The 14425-nt window shown below is 72.1% G+C and carries 11 protein-coding genes; 8 read left to right on the top strand and 3 right to left on the bottom strand.

What is annotated here, in order from left to right; genetic code table 11:
• Positions 1–49 precede the first annotated feature (49 nt).
• Entirely contained in the window at positions 50–1264 is a 1215-nt protein-coding gene (locus B0I28_RS05915; protein WP_106362881.1) for an arginine deiminase, read from the top strand.
• Positions 1265–1415: 151 nt separating this feature from the next.
• Here the strand turns inward: B0I28_RS05915 and purD are convergent, their stop codons facing one another.
• Positions 1416–2636, bottom strand: coding sequence for a phosphoribosylamine--glycine ligase (purD, locus tag B0I28_RS05920; RefSeq protein ID WP_106362882.1), 1221 nt, complete (start codon positions 2634–2636; stop codon positions 1416–1418).
• Positions 2637–2758: 122 nt separating this feature from the next.
• Here purD and purB point away from each other — a divergent pair, with 122 nt between their 5' ends.
• The 4 genes from purB (at position 2759) to purL (ending at position 7477) form a co-directional block, all read left to right on the top strand.
• Positions 2759–4177 (top strand): adenylosuccinate lyase, encoded by a 1419-nt coding sequence (gene purB, locus B0I28_RS05925; protein ID WP_106362883.1) that lies wholly within the window; start codon positions 2759–2761, stop codon positions 4175–4177.
• A gap of 104 nt (positions 4178–4281) precedes the next feature.
• Positions 4282–4527, top strand: coding sequence for a phosphoribosylformylglycinamidine synthase subunit PurS (purS, locus tag B0I28_RS05930; protein WP_106362884.1), 246 nt, complete (start codon positions 4282–4284; stop codon positions 4525–4527).
• The gene (gene purQ / locus B0I28_RS05935) at positions 4524–5207 is read left to right on the top strand and encodes a phosphoribosylformylglycinamidine synthase subunit PurQ (protein ID WP_106362885.1); all 684 of its coding nucleotides are present in this window, start codon (positions 4524–4526) and stop codon (positions 5205–5207) included. Before purS ends, purQ begins: the two co-directional genes overlap by 4 nt.
• Complete coding sequence (gene purL, locus B0I28_RS05940; protein ID WP_106362886.1) at positions 5204–7477, top strand: phosphoribosylformylglycinamidine synthase subunit PurL; 2274 nt, start codon at positions 5204–5206, stop codon at positions 7475–7477. Before purQ ends, purL begins: the two co-directional genes overlap by 4 nt.
• 45 nt (positions 7478–7522) lie before the next feature.
• Here the strand turns inward: purL and B0I28_RS05945 are convergent, their stop codons facing one another.
• Entirely contained in the window at positions 7523–7897 is a 375-nt protein-coding gene (locus B0I28_RS05945; protein WP_106362887.1) for a sterol carrier family protein, read from the bottom strand.
• A 233-nt stretch (positions 7898–8130) separates the two neighbouring features.
• Between B0I28_RS05945 and B0I28_RS05950 the strand changes: the two genes are divergently transcribed.
• The 3 genes from B0I28_RS05950 to purM all read left to right on the top strand — a co-directional run bounded on the left by B0I28_RS05950 (position 8131) and on the right by purM (position 13237).
• A complete protein-coding gene (locus B0I28_RS05950; protein WP_106362888.1) occupies positions 8131–10191 on the top strand; it encodes a carboxypeptidase-like regulatory domain-containing protein in 2061 nt (686 codons plus the stop codon).
• A gap of 422 nt (positions 10192–10613) precedes the next feature.
• On the top strand, positions 10614–12149 hold the full coding sequence (gene purF, locus B0I28_RS05955; protein ID WP_106362889.1) for an amidophosphoribosyltransferase: 1536 nt from the start codon (positions 10614–10616) through the stop codon (positions 12147–12149).
• Entirely contained in the window at positions 12146–13237 is a 1092-nt protein-coding gene (gene purM, locus B0I28_RS05960; RefSeq protein WP_106362890.1) for a phosphoribosylformylglycinamidine cyclo-ligase, read from the top strand. Before purF ends, purM begins: the two co-directional genes overlap by 4 nt.
• Here purM and B0I28_RS05965 read toward each other — a convergent pair.
• A complete protein-coding gene (locus B0I28_RS05965) occupies positions 13203–14303 on the bottom strand; it encodes a phosphatase PAP2 family protein (protein ID WP_106362891.1) in 1101 nt (366 codons plus the stop codon). The two genes, purM and B0I28_RS05965, sit on opposite strands and share 35 nt — an antisense overlap.
• Between the last annotated feature and the right edge of the window lie 122 nt (positions 14304–14425).

The raw sequence follows: 14425 nt of genomic DNA on the forward strand, positions 1-14425 counted from the left end.
TTAACTGAGAAAAGTTGATCTTCGTCCCCGGCGCGTCTACCCTCGGGTCATGAGTGCAGATGCCGCGCCCGCGTACGGAGTCGACTCGGAAGTGGGGCGCCTGCGCAGCGTCGTGCTCCACCGGCCCGGGGGAGAGCTGCGGCGCCTGACGCCGCGCAACAACGGCGCGCTCCTATTCGACGGGGTCCCGTGGGTCGAGCGCGCCCAGGAGGAGCACGACCGGTTCGCCGGGGTCCTCACCGAGCACGGCGTCGAGGTCCTGTACCTGGCCGACCTGCTGCGCGAGTGCCTCGCGCTCGACGAGGCCCGCGAGGCCGTCACCGTCGGCGTCGCCGCCGACCCGCGCCTGGGGCAGACCCTCGGCCGCGAGCTCGCCGCGTTCCTGTCGGGCCTCGACCCCGAGCGCCTCGCCGCGGTCCTCGTGGAGGGCTTGACGAAAGAGGAGTTCGGGCCCTCAAGCAGCCTGCGGCACCGGATGATGCGCGCCGTCGAGTTCGTCGTCGACCCGCTCCCGAACACGATGTTCACCCGCGACTCGGCGGTATGGATCGGCGACGCCGTCGCCGTCACCAGCCTCGCGATGCCCGCGCGCCGCCGCGAGACCACGCTGACCGGGATCGTCTACCACCACCACCCGCGCTTCGCCGACGTGCCGAAGCTCTACGACCCGTCCCTGGAGCACCTCGAAGGCGGCGACGTCCTCGCCCTCGCCCCCGGCGTCCTCGCCGTCGGCGTCGGCGAGCGCACCACCCCCGCGGGCGTGGAGCGCCTGGCGCGCAAGGTCTTCGAACGCGGCACCATCGGCACGGTCCTGGCCGTCCCGATCGCCCAGCGCCGCGCCACCATGCACCTCGACACCGTGTGCACCATGGTCGACCGCGACCGCATGGTCATCTACGCGCCCGCCGCGCAGCGCCTGGAGTCGTACACGATCACCCCCGACGGCGACCGCATCGCCATCCAGGGCCCCCGCCGCTTCCTCGACGCCGCCGCCGAGGCCATCGGCGTCGACGCCATCGAGACCATCCACACCGGCGAGCGCGACGTCGTCACCGCCGAGCGCGAGCAGTGGGACGACGGCAACAACACCCTCGCCCTCGCCCCCGGCGTCGCGGTCGCCTACGAGCGCAACACCGTCACCAACGCCCGCCTCGAACGCGCCGGCGTCAAGGTCCTCACCATCCCCGGCTCCGAACTCGGCTCCGGCCGAGGAGGCCCCCGCTGCATGTCCTGCCCCACGACCCGAGCCCCGCTCGCAGCCTGACGCTGTCGGAGGCCCGGGATACGTTGGCTCGAAAGGGGGCCTCGATCAGGGACATTTCCGAAATAACGGATTTGTCCCTGACCGAGGCCCCCTTCTCAAGAACCTGTATCACCCGTCTCCGACACGGAGGCGCAGGTGAGGGAAGTACGCGTTAGATGTTCGCGGCGATGTCCTTGCGGTAGTAGCCGCCTTCGAGTTTGACGCCTTCGGTGAGGGCGTAGGCCTCCTGGCGGGCTTCGGCGACGGAGCGGCCGGTGCCGACGCAGCCGAGGACGCGGCCGCCGGTGGCGATGAGCTGGCCGGAGGCGTCGAGGGCGGTGCCGGCGTGGAGGATGCCGTCGGCGTCGGCGCCGAAGAGGGGGCGGCCGGTGACCGTGGTGCCCGGGTAGCCCTCGTTGGCGACGACGACGCACACGGCGGCGCCCTCGCGCCACCACAGGGAGCCGAAGTCGGCGAGCTTGCCGGTCGCGGCCGCGTACAGGAGCTCCCCGAGCGGGGTCTCCAGCAGCGCCAGGACCGCCTGGATCTCCGGGTCGCCGAAGCGGGCGTTGAACTCGACGACCTTGAGGCCCTTGGACGTCAGCGCGAGGCCGCAGTACAGGGTCCCGACGAACGGGATGCCGCGCCCGGCGAGCTCGGCGAGGGTCGGCTCGGCGACGCGCTCCATGACCTCGGCGACCAGGTCGTCCGGGGCCCACGGCAGCGGCGTGTACGCGCCCATGCCGCCGGTGTTCGGGCCCGTGCCGCCGTCGCCGATGCGCTTGAAGTCCTGCGCGGGCAGCATCGGCTTCGCGGTCGTGCCGTCGGCGATGACGAACAGCGACACCTCCGGGCCGTCGAGGTACTCCTCGATGACCACGCGCTCGCAGTCCATGGCGTGCGCGAGCGCCTGCTCGCGGTCCTCGGTGACGACGACGCCCTTCCCGGCGGCGAGGCCGTCGTCCTTGACGACGTACGGCGCGCCGAACTCGTCGAGCGCCGCCTCGGCCTCCTCGCGGGTGCGGCAGGCGCGCGCGGCGGCGGTCGGGACGCCCGCGGCGGCCATGACCTCCTTCGCGAACGCCTTCGAGCCCTCGATGCGGGCGGCCTCGCCGCCCGGTCCGTACACGGGGATGCCCTTCGCGCGGACCGCGTCGGCGACGCCCGCGACGAGCGGGGCCTCCGGGCCCACGATCACGAGGTCGGCCGCGCAGGTCACCGCCAGGGACGCCACCGCGGCGGGGTCGGTCTGGTTCACCGGCACGCACTCGCCGAGCGCGGCCATGCCGGGGTTCCCCGGAGCGCAGATGAGCTTGGTGACGGATTCGTCCGCGGCCAGGGCCGCCGCGAGGGCGTGCTCGCGGCCGCCGGAGCCGATCAGGAGTACTCGCACACGGCCAGTTTACGGGGTGGATACGTGCTGGTTAACCGCCACGCCGGTGGCGAACGTGACACCCGCCCTCCGGACGGGTGCGCACCAGGCGCAGCGCCGCCGGAAAGTGACATCATTGCCCCGTGACTGCGAATGTGCTCGCCGAGCGTTATGCCTCCGCGCCGATGCGCGACATCTGGGACCCCGTCGGGAAGATCAAGGCCGAGCGGCGCCTGTGGATCGCCGTGCTCCAGGCCCAGCACGACCTCGGCGTCACCGTCCCCGACGGCGTGATCGCCGACTACGAGCGCGTCCTCGACCAGGTCGACCTCGCCTCGATCGCCGAGCGCGAGCGCGTCACCAAGCACGACGTCAAGGCCCGCATCGAGGAGTTCTCCGACCTCGCCGGCCACCAGCACATCCACAAGGGAATGACCAGCCGCGACCTCACCGAGAACGTCGAGCAGATGCAGGTCCGCGAGTCCCTCGAACTCGTGCAGGGCCGCATCGTCGCCGCGCTCGTGCGCCTCGCAGCCCGCGCGCAGCAGTACCGCGACCTCGTCATGGCCGGACGCAGCCACAACGTCCCCGCCCAGGCCACCACCCTCGGGAAGCGGTTCGCGACCTGGGCCGAGGAGCTCCTCGCCGCCCACGACCGCATCGAGGACCTGCTCAAGCGGTACCCGCTGCGCGGGATCAAAGGCCCCGTCGGCACCGCCCAGGACATGCTCGACCTGTTCGGCGGCGACACCGCGAAGCTCGCCGAGCTCGAACGGCGCGTCGCCGCCCACCTCGGGTTCGAGCGCGTCATGGACTCCGTCGGCCAGGTCTACCCCAGGTCCCTCGACTACGAGGTCGGCACCGCGCTCGTCCAGGCCGTCGCCGCCCCCTCCTCCGCCGCGCTCACCATCCGGCTCATGGCCGGCGCCGAGCTCGCCACCGAGGGCTTCATGCCCGGCCAGGTCGGGTCCTCCGCCATGCCGCACAAGATGAACACCCGCTCCTCCGAGCGCGTCAACGGCCTCGCCGTCGTCGCCCGCGGCTACGCCGCCATGCTCGGCGAACTCGCCGGGGACCAGTGGAACGAAGGGGACGTCTCCTGCTCGGTCGTCCGCCGCGTCGCCCTCCCCGACCTGTTCTTCGCCGTCGACGGACTCTATGAGACGTTCCTCACGGTCCTCGACAACTTCGGGGCCTACCCCGCCGTCATCGGCGCCGAACTCGACCGCTACCTCCCCTTCCTGACCTCCACAAAGGTCCTCATGGAGGCCCTCAGGCAGGGCGCCGGCCGCGAGGACGCCCACGGGGCCATCAAGGAGCACGCCGTCGCCGTCGCCCGCGCCATGCGCGAGGACGGCCAGCGCGAGAACGACCTCTTCGACCGCCTCGCCGCCGACCCGCGCCTCCCGCTCGACCGGGACGGGCTCGCCGCGCTCGTCGCGAATACGGGTGAATTCACCGGCGCCGCAGGCGATCAGGTCGACCGTGTCGCCGAAAGGGTGGCCGAAGCGGCGAAAGCGCACCCCGAGGCGGCCGCGTACCGGCCCGGCTCGATCCTCTGACGGGCTGTGACCTGGCCCCGGTCCCGCAGCGCGGCGCTGGCCCAGGTCAGTGCCCGTGAATATGCTGGTCCTGTTCCGTCCATGTGACCGACAGGAGTGCGACCGTGGCCCGTGTAGTGGTCGACGTGATGCTGAAGTCCGAAATCCTCGACCCCCAGGGCGAGGCCGTCCTCGGGGCGCTGCCCCGCCTCGGCGTCACCGACGTGTCGTCGGTGCGGATCGGCAAGCGCGTCGAGATCGAGTTCGACGAGAACGCCCGGAACGTCGAGGAGCAGTCGCGCGTCATCGCCGACCAGCTCCTGGCCAACCCCGTGATCGAGTCGTTCGCCATCTCCATCGAGGGCGCATGAGCGCGCGCGTCGGGGTCGTCACCTTCCCCGGCTCCCTCGACGACCGGGACGCCGCCCGCGCGGTGTACCTGGCCGGGGGCGAGCCGGTCGCGCTGTGGCACGACGACGCCCAGATCCACGGCGTCGACGCCGTGTTCCTGCCCGGCGGGTTCTCCTACGGCGACGCGCTGCGCTGCGGCGCGATCGCCCGCTTCAGCCAGGTGATGGACACCGTGAAGGCCGCGGCCGCCCAGGGGATGCCCGTCCTCGGCGTCTGCAACGGCTTCCAGGTCCTGTGCGAGTCGCACCTGCTGCCCGGCGCGCTGGTGCGCAACGCCCACCTGCGCTACCGCAACCGGCCCGCGCGCCTGCGCGTGGAGACGACCCGGACCGCGTGGACGAACGCGTTCGCGCCCGAGGCCGAGATCGTCCTGCCCGCCAAGCACGGCGAGGGCCGGTACGTCGCCGACGAGGCGGTCCTGGACCGGCTGGAGGGCGACGGCAGGGTCGTCTTCCGGTACCTCGACAACCCGAACGGCTCGATGCGCGACATCGCCGGGGTGGCGAACGAGGCCGGGAACGTCGTCGGCCTCATGCCCCACCCCGAGCACGCCGTGGAGGCGCTGACCGGGCCGTCGACCGACGGCCTCGGCATCGTCGCCTCCGTCCTGGCCCACCTCAGCGAGGGAGCGAGCCGATGACCAGCTACGTGCCAGTGGACACCGTCGGGGTCGCCTCGGCGACGCCCGACGAGAAGCAGCCGTGGGCCGAACTGGGCCTCAAGGACGACGAGTACCAGCGGATCCGCGAGATCCTGGGCCGCCGCCCCACCCAGTCCGAGCTCGCCATGTACTCGATCATGTGGTCCGAGCACTGCTCGTACAAGTCGAGCAAGGTGCACCTGCGCCAGTTCGGGCAGAAGAACCCGCGGACCCCGCGCCTGCTGGCCGGGATCGGCGAGAACGCCGGCGTCGTCGCCATCGACGAGAACATCGCCGTCACGTTCAAGGTCGAGTCGCACAACCACCCGTCGTACGTCGAGCCCAAGCAGGGCGCGGCCACCGGCGTCGGCGGCATCATCCGCGACATCATCGCGATGGGCGCCCGCCCGATCGCCGTCATGGACTCGCTGCGCTTCGGCGCCATCGACCACCCCGACACCGCCCGGGTCCTCCCGGGCGTCGTCGACGGCATCGGCCACTACGGCAACTGCGTGGGCCTGCCGAACATCGGCGGCGAGACCTACTTCGACCCGTGCTACCAGGGCAACCCGCTCGTCAACGCGCTCAGCGTCGGCGTCATGCCCCGCTCGCGCCTCCAGTCGATGCAGGCCTCCGGCACCGGGAACGTCGTGATCCTCCTCGGCGCGAAGACCGGCCGCGACGGCATCGGCGGCGTGTCCGTCCTCGCCTCCGCGACGTTCTCCGAGTCCGGCGAGGACGACGCCCGGCCGTCGGTGCAGGTCGGCGACCCGTTCACCGAGAAGCTCCTCATCGAGGTGTGCCTGGAGCTGTTCGACGCGCAGCTCGTCGTCGGCGTCCAGGACCTCGGCGGCGCCGGGCTCACCTGCGCGCTCAGCGAGACCGCGGCCGCCGGCGACGGCGGCATGCACGTCGACCTCGAACTCGTCCCCTTGCGCGCCAAGGGCATGGAGCCGCACGACATCCTCGCCTCCGAGTCGCAGGAGCGGATGCTCCTCATCGTCGACCCGGCCAAGGCCGAGGAAGTGCTCGCGCGCGCCCACCGCTGGGGGCTCCTCGCCACCGCGATCGGCACCGTCACCGACACCGGCCGCCTCGTCGTGGACTTCCACGGCCAGACCGTCGTCGACGTCCCGCCGAAGTCCCTCGCCGACGAGGGCCCGGTCTACAATCGGCCCCTCGCCGAGCCGAACGACCTGGGGCTCATCGCGGTCGACCGCGCCGAGACCCTGCCGCGCCCGGCCACCGACGAGGAGATCCGCCAGACCGTCCTCGACATGGCCGCCAGCCCGAACCTGTGCGACAAGTCCTGGATCACCGAGCAGTACGACTCGTCGGTGTTCGGGAACACGGTCCTGGGCACGCCGCACGACGCGGGCGTCGTCCGCCTCGACGAGCGCACCGGCGTCGGCATCGCGATCTCCCTCGACGGCAACGGGCGCTTCGCGCGCCTCGACCCGTACCACGGGGCGCAGCTCGCGCTGGCCGAGGCGTACCGGAACGTCGCCGTCACCGGCGCGACCCCGATCGCCGTCTCCGACTGCCTGAACTTCGGGTCCCCCGAGGACCCGCACGTCATGTGGCAGTTCGAGCGGGCCGTCACCGGGATCGCCGACGGATGCCAGAAGCTCGGCATCCCCGTCACCGGCGGCAACGTCTCGTTCTACAACCAGACCGGCCGCGAGGCGATCCACCCGACGCCCGTCATCGGCGTGCTCGGCGTGATCGAGGACGTGGCCCGGCGGATCCCGCTCGGCCTGGGCCGCACCGGCGACACGATCGCGCTCATCGGCACCACCGAGGAGGAGCTGTCGGGCTCGGAGTGGGCCGCGGTCAAGCACGGGCACCTCGGCGGCGTGCCGCCGAAGGTCGACCTGGACCACGAGATGAAGCTCGCGGACCTGCTGTCGCGCCTGGCCGAGACCGAGCAGCTCGCGGCCGCGCACGACCTGTCCGAGGGCGGGCTGGCGCAGGCGCTGGTCGAGGCGATCTCGTTCTCGGGCATGGGCGCGCAGATCCTCCTGCCGGAGGGCGCCGACCCGTTCACGTACCTGTTCTCGGAGTCGTCCGGGCGGGTGCTCGTGGTGATCCCGCGGGGCCAGGAGCTCGCCGTGCGCTCGGCGTGCGAGTCCCGCGGCCTGCCGATCACGCCGCTGGGCGTGGCCGACGCGAACACCGACGGCCTGCACCTGCGCGACCACTTCGACCTCTCCCGCGACGAGATCGACGCGGCCTTCAAGGGCCGCATCGGCGCCCGCCTGGGAGAGTAAGGACACAGAAGTAAGGAATAGGGCCCTCGGCGTTCGCCGGGGGCCCTACTCGTCTGCGTCCTCTTCTGGCGCGTCGAGCGGTTCGCCGTGGGGGCCGGTCAGGGGGAGGACCTCGGTGAGGTCGGCGCGCTGGCCGGAGGCGGAGACGCGGCCCGCGGCGACGGCGTCGGCGAAGGCGAGGCGGCCGGCGGCGAGTTCGACGAACACGACCGGGTGGCATTCGACGACGTTGGGGGGCGTGCCGCGCCGGTGGCGGGGGCCCTCGACGCACTGCACCGCGCCGTACGGCGGGACCCGCACTTCCACGGAGTGTCCTGGGGCTTTGGCGGCGAGCGCGCGCAGCAGCTCCCGCACCGCCGCTTTCAGGGTCTCCTTGTCGGGGGCCTCGTCGTTGTCGATCGCGGCGATGGCGTCGGCCACAGCGTCCACGGAGAGACCTCCCGGTCACGTTAGACTGCCCGTTACGGCACGTTGCCGAACGGCGATGATCGCCGCTGGACCGTCGCCCGCGGCACCGCCCGCACCCCGGTCCCGTAACCGAAATGAGACCAGGCATAGTGGCGACGACGGCCCGCTTCCGTGGGTTCGTCGTGCCTGCCCGCTGCGAGATCCGCGGGCCGGGCCCGAAAGCACATGCCCAGGAGGGGATGTAGATGACCGTAGCGGCCGCACCGAGCGGGACCCAGGGTAGCGCCCCGCGGTCCCCGCGCAGGCGACGGGGTGCTCTGGCCTCGCGCCTCGCCGGCCTCGCCGCGGCGGGCGGCGTCCTGCTGCTCGGCGTCCTCGCGTTCCCGCAGGCCGCGATGGCCCAGGGGCAGTTCACGGCGACGATCAACAGCCAGAACCCGTTCATCGACATCGGCGGCGCGCCCGCCTCGGTGTCGGTGACGCTGTCCGCCGCGCACAACGACCCGATGGGCAAGGACGCGGACGTGTCCGCGGAGCTCGAAGGGATCGGCGACTACGCGTACATCACCGTGCAGGACGGCGGCGGGTGCACGATCACCGGCGACACCTCGGTCAAGTGCGAGGACGTCCCGATGGGGCAGACCCGCAACATCACCTTCCTGATCAACCCCTACCCGGACTCGGACCTCCCCGAGGGCCAGCAGGAGATGGGGCAGTTCAAGGTCAAGTACAACGGCGGCGACACCTCCACGAACGTCACCGTCACGGGCCACGCCCAGAACGCGGTCAACAAGATCAGCGGCAAGGTCACCTCGAACGGCGAGCCCGTCGAGGGCGCGAAGGTCGTCCTCAAGGACGGCGAGGGCAACGAGCGCGACACCGAGACCGGCGGCGACGGCGGCTTCGAGTTCACCGGCGGCGGCAACCCGATCAAGGCCGGCGACATGACCCTCACCATCACCAAGGAGGGCTTCGAGGAGAAGGTCGAGGAGTTCACCGTCGAGTCCGGGGACTTCAACCGGAACGTGACCCTCGCCCAGGTGCAGGAGGAGGAGACGACCTCCGCGGCCCCGACCACCGAGGCCGCCCCGTCCCCCGAGCCGAGCGAGACCAAGGACGAAGAGGGCGGCGGGATCTCCGGCACGCTCCTGTTCCTCATCATCATCGGTGCGCTCCTGGTGATCGGCGGCATCGTCGGCATCGTGTTCCTGCTGCGCGGCGGCAAGGACAAGGACGACGACGACGGCGAGAGCTTCGCCCCCGACGGCCCGCCCGAGCACAAGCCAACCGCCGCCCAGGTCGGCTCGCCCGGCGTCTACCAGGCCGGGCCCGCGCCCGGCTCCGAGGCGCCGACGATGATCCACCCCGGCGGCCTCGTCGACGGCGCGGCCTCGGCCCCGACCGCGTTCGGCCCCGCGTACGGCGGCGGCTCGGACTCCACGCAGGTCATGCCGCAGGGCGGCTTCGGCGCCCCGCCCGCCGGGCCCGGCCCGGTCGGCCCCGACGGGACGACGATCCTCCCGGTCGTGAAGCAGCCCGGCGGCCCCGGCGCGTCCGACGCGACGCAGATCATGCCGCAGGCGAACCTGTCGAACCCGCCCGCGGCCCCGCACGGGTCGTTCGGCGCCGACGCGGCCACCCGCCCGCACCCCTCGCCCACCGGGGCGTTCGGCGCGGACCCGGGCGCGACCCGGCCCCACCCGTCCCCGACGGGCGCGTTCTCCGACCCCGGCGCGACCCGCCCGCACCCGGGCGCGGCGCCGACCGGCTCGTTCTCCGACCCCGGTGCGACGCGGCCCTACTCGGCGCCGACCCCGCCGCCGTCCGGCGGCGGCATGTTCGAGCCGCAGAACCCGGGCCTGGTGCCCGGCGCGCCGTCCGAGCCCCGCCACGGCGGCCCGAGCGCGCCCCAGTACGGGCCCGGCTCGCAGAACTTCGGCGGCCCGGCCCAGCCGAGCCAGCCGCAGGGCTACGGCCAGTCCCAGAACTACGGGCAGCCCGGCCAGGGCTTCGGCGGCGGCCAAGGCGGCCCGAGCCAGCCGCAGGGCTACGGCGCGCACGGCGCTCCGAGCGCCCCGCAGGAGCCGACCGGGTACGGCCAGTCCATGCGCCGCGACCCGTACGCCCCGTCGGAGCCCTCGGCCCCGCCCGCCGGGACCCGCCCGATGCCCCAGTACGGCAACCAGTCCCAGCCCTCGGCGCCCTCCTACGGCAGCGACGCGGACCGCGACCCCGACGACCCCGACTCGCGCCGCACCGAGCGCCGCAGCTGGGGCGAATGGGACGACCGGCCCCGCTCCTGGTAGCCGAGAGCCCGGTCACGATCGCAGCCCCGATCGGGTGACACGAGCGCCGCGGGGGCCGATTCCTGTCAGACCCCCGCGCAATGCTGGCCGCTATCTTCCCCGGGGTGGGTGGGGGCTAGGGATGGAACTACTACTACCCCACCCACCCACCCTCCGGGTGGAGCGCGCCCCGTGCCCCGTGCCCTCCGCCGCCCGCGCCGCCGCGGAGGCCGCCCGCGCCGGGCCACCGCCCGCGTTCGCCTGCCCCGGCGGTGAAACCGGCCCCGGTGGGCGGAAATGCGCGGAGTTTCACCTAGTCGGGAGGGGCACGGCACACACCCGCGCTCGTTGGACAGTGGCGCCGCGCCGCAGGTCCGATAGACTGGCACCTGCGGCTCGGGCGAACCGGGCGGCGATTCTGCCAGCCGACTGAGGAGTTAGCAGTGGCCCGAGGTGACGGTCGACTCACCACGGAACTCGATCCCGACAATCCCGGCCCCCGCGACGCCTGCGGCGTCGTCGGCATCTGGGCCCCAGGGGAAGAGGTCTCCAAACTCACCTACTTCGGGCTCTACGCGCTCCAGCACCGCGGCCAGGAGGCCGCGGGCATCGCCGTCTCCGACGGCGCCCGCACCGTCGTCTACAAGGACCTCGGGCTCGTCGCCCAGGTCTTCGACGAGTCCACCCTCGCGCCCCTCCAGGGCCACCTCGCCATCGGCCACGCCCGGTACTCCACCACCGGCGCCCCCACCTGGGAGAACTCCCAGCCGACGATCCGGTCCACCTCCACGGGCACCGCGATCGCCTTGGCGCACAACGGGAACCTCGTGAACACCGCCGACCTCCTCAAGGAGGTCGACCGGCTCGGCATCGACATGGGGACCACCACCTCCGACACGCACCTCATCACCGCGCTCCTCGCCGCCCACCCCGACGAGTCCGTCGCCTCGGCCGCCGAGCGGGTCCTCCCGCAGCTGCGCGGCGCGTTCTGCCTCGTCTTCATGGACGAGAACACCCTCTACGCCGCCCGCGACCCGCAGGGCGTCCACCCGCTCGTCCTCGGCCGCCTCGCCTCCGGCTGGGCCGTCGCCTCCGAGACCGCCGCCCTCGACACCATCGGCGCCCACTTCGTGCGCGAGGTCGAGCCCGGCGAGCTCATCACCGTCGACGAGCACGGCCTGCGCTCCACCCGCTTCGCGAACCCCGAGCCCAAGGGCTGCCTGTTCGAGTACGTGTACCTCGCGCGCCCCGACACGAAGCTCGCCGGGCGCAACGTCTACGCCACCCGCGTCGAGATCGGCCGCACCCTCGCCAAGGAGCACCCCGTCGACGCCGACCTCGTCATCGGCGTCCCCGAGTCGGGCATCCCGGCCGCGATCGGCTTCGCCGAGCAGTCCGGCATCCCCTACGGGCAGGGCTTCACCAAGAACCAGTACGTGGGCCGCACCTTCATCCAGCCCTCGCAGTCCCTGCGCCAGCTCGGCATCCGCCTCAAGCTCAACCCGCTCGTCGACCAGATCAAGGGCAAGCGCCTGGTCATCGTCGACGACACGATCGTGCGCGGCAACACCCAGCGCGCGCTCGTGCGGATGCTCCGCGAGGCGGGCGCCGTCGAGGTCCACATCCGCATCTCCGCGCCGCCGGTCGAATGGCCGTGCTTCTACGGCATCGACTTCGCCACCCGCGCCGAGCTCATCGCCGGGTCGCTCGACGTCGACGGGATCCGCGCCCAGATCGGCGCCGACTCCCTCGGGTACGTCTCCATGGACGGCCTGGTCCGCGCCACCGAGCAGCCCGCGTCCCGCCTCTGCATGGCCTGCTTCGACGGGAACTACCCGATCGAGCTGCCCGCCGCCGACCTCATCGGCAAGCACCTCATGGAACCGCAGCCCCAGTCCGCCGCGTCTCATTCACCCACTGCCCAAACCAAGCGAACCACCGAAGCGAGCACGCAAGTGCGGGAAGGGACCACAGCGTGAGCAGCGGCACCACCACTCAGAAGACGATCTCCTACCAGTCCGCGGGCGTCGACATCGACGCCGGGGACCGGGCCGTCGAGGCGCTCAAGCCCTCGATCCGCAAGACCACCCGTCCCGAGGTCGTCGGCGGCATCGGCGGATTCGCCGGCCTGTTCGCGCTCGACACCGAGAAGTACAAGAAGCCGCTGCTGGCCTCCTCCACCGACGGCGTCGGCACCAAGCTCGTCATCGCGCAGAAGCTCGACATCCACGACACCGTCGGCATCGACCTCGTCGCGATGGTCGTCGACGACCTCGTCGTGTGCGGCGCCGAGCCGCTGTTCCTCCTCGACTACATCGCGACCGGGCAGGTCGTGCCCGAGAAGATCGCCGACATCGGCGCCGGGATCGCCGACGGCTGCCGCTACGCGGGCTGCTCCCTCATCGGCGGCGAGATCGCCGAGCACCCCGGGGTCATGAAGCCCGACGACTACGACATCTCCGCCACCGGCGTCGGCGTCGTCGAGGCCGACGAGCTGCTCGGCCCCGAGCGCGTCAAGCCCGGCGACGTCGCGATCGCCATGCGCGCCTCCGGCCTCCACTCCAACGGCTTCTCGCTCGTGCGCCAGGCCCTGTTCGGCGTCGGCGGCCTCGACCTCGGCGCCGTCATCCCCGAGTTCGCCACCGCCGAGCGCAACCAGCGGACCCTCGGCGAGGAGCTGCTCACCCCCACGCACATCTACGCGAAGGACTGCCTCGAACTCGCCAAGGAGTGCGACGTCCACGCGTTCGCGCACATCACCGGCGGCGGGCTCGCCGGGAACCTCGTCCGGTCGCTCCCCGAGGGCCTCCAGATCGAGGTCGACCGCGGCACCTGGACGCCGAACCCCGTGTTCGACGTCGTCCAGCGCACCGGCGGCGTCTCCCTCGAAGAGATGGAGCGCACCTTCAACATGGGCGTCGGCATGGTCGCCATCGTCGCGCCCGACCAGGTCGACCGGTCGCTCGCCGTCCTCACCGCCCGCCACGTCGAGGCGTGGACGATCGGCGAGGTCACCGGCGGCGGCTCCGGCGTCAGACTCGCCGGTGACTATCTGACGGCTGGCTAGGGATCTCCGGGTCCCCGTCGGGGCCCGGCTCCTCCGCGTCCGCGGACGCCGCGGCGACCGCCTCGCGGTGCTGCTTCGCCTTGATGCTCAGCCACAGCCACAGCAGGCCCAGCGTCGGCAGCACGGCCGCCGAGATGAGCGCCGGGATCAGGTGCAGCGTCGGCGTCAGCATGACCCCGAGGATCAAGAGCACCGAGATGAGGATGGTGCGCCGCGTCGCCGGGTCGAACACCGCGACCGGGCCGAGCGGGATCGTCGCCCACGGGACGCGCTTGGCGCAGCGGATGATGATGAGCCCCAAGAGGAACCCGGCGGGCTCGTCCGAGAGCCAGTGCTGGCCCAGGAACACCTGCGAGGAGAACACGATCACCGGCGGCGCGATGAGCAGCGCCAGCCGCGCCCACCGCGGCAGGATCCCGCCGACGAGCATCACGATGAGCCCGAACAGCAGGATCGAGTTCACCGCGTGGCCCGAGGGGAACGCGGTCGCGTCGGGGATGCCGCCGCCGCCCTCCGGGTGGTAGGTGAACAGCAGCGGCCCCTCTGGCGAGACCTCCTGGAGCGCGAACGGGTGCTGCGAGAGCGGCCGCCCCAGCAGGTGCTTCATGCCGAGGATGCTCGCCAGGGTGATGAACGACAGCACGTACATCAGCAGCGGCCGGATCGACCGGGACCGCAGCGCGCACCAGATCGCGATGAGCAGCGTCACCGTCGCGACGGTGCGGGCCTGGCCGAACTCGGCGCCCGCCTTCGCGAGGTCCCGCAGCCACTGCACGTCGTTCGCGTCCACCGCCCACAGCCGCACCTCCCAGTCGAGGCGCACCAGCCACGACGGGTACGACACGAAGAACGCCAGGCCCAGGAACGCCAGGAACATGAGGAGGTCGGGCCACCAGCTCGTCGGCCGCTTCCCGTACGGTTCCCAGTCGAACCAGCCCACGGGGATGTACCGGCGCAGGGGCGTGATGATCTGCCGCACCAGGGCGCCGTCGGAGACGGTGACGCCGCGGTCGGTGATGTTGTCGCTCCTGCGCGCGGTAGTCGACCGGTTCGATTCAGAAGACATATACGGATGTTCGCCGGTCAAAGTGAATTTTGATGCCGCCACACCCGAACTGGACCGAATTTGTTATCAGGTCGGTATATATGGTGTGGTTTGCGACGCAACACCGATGAGCTGCACCGATA

This window comes from Glycomyces artemisiae, assembly GCF_003002955.1.
GTDB lineage: Bacteria > Actinomycetota > Actinomycetes > Mycobacteriales > Micromonosporaceae > Glycomyces > Glycomyces artemisiae.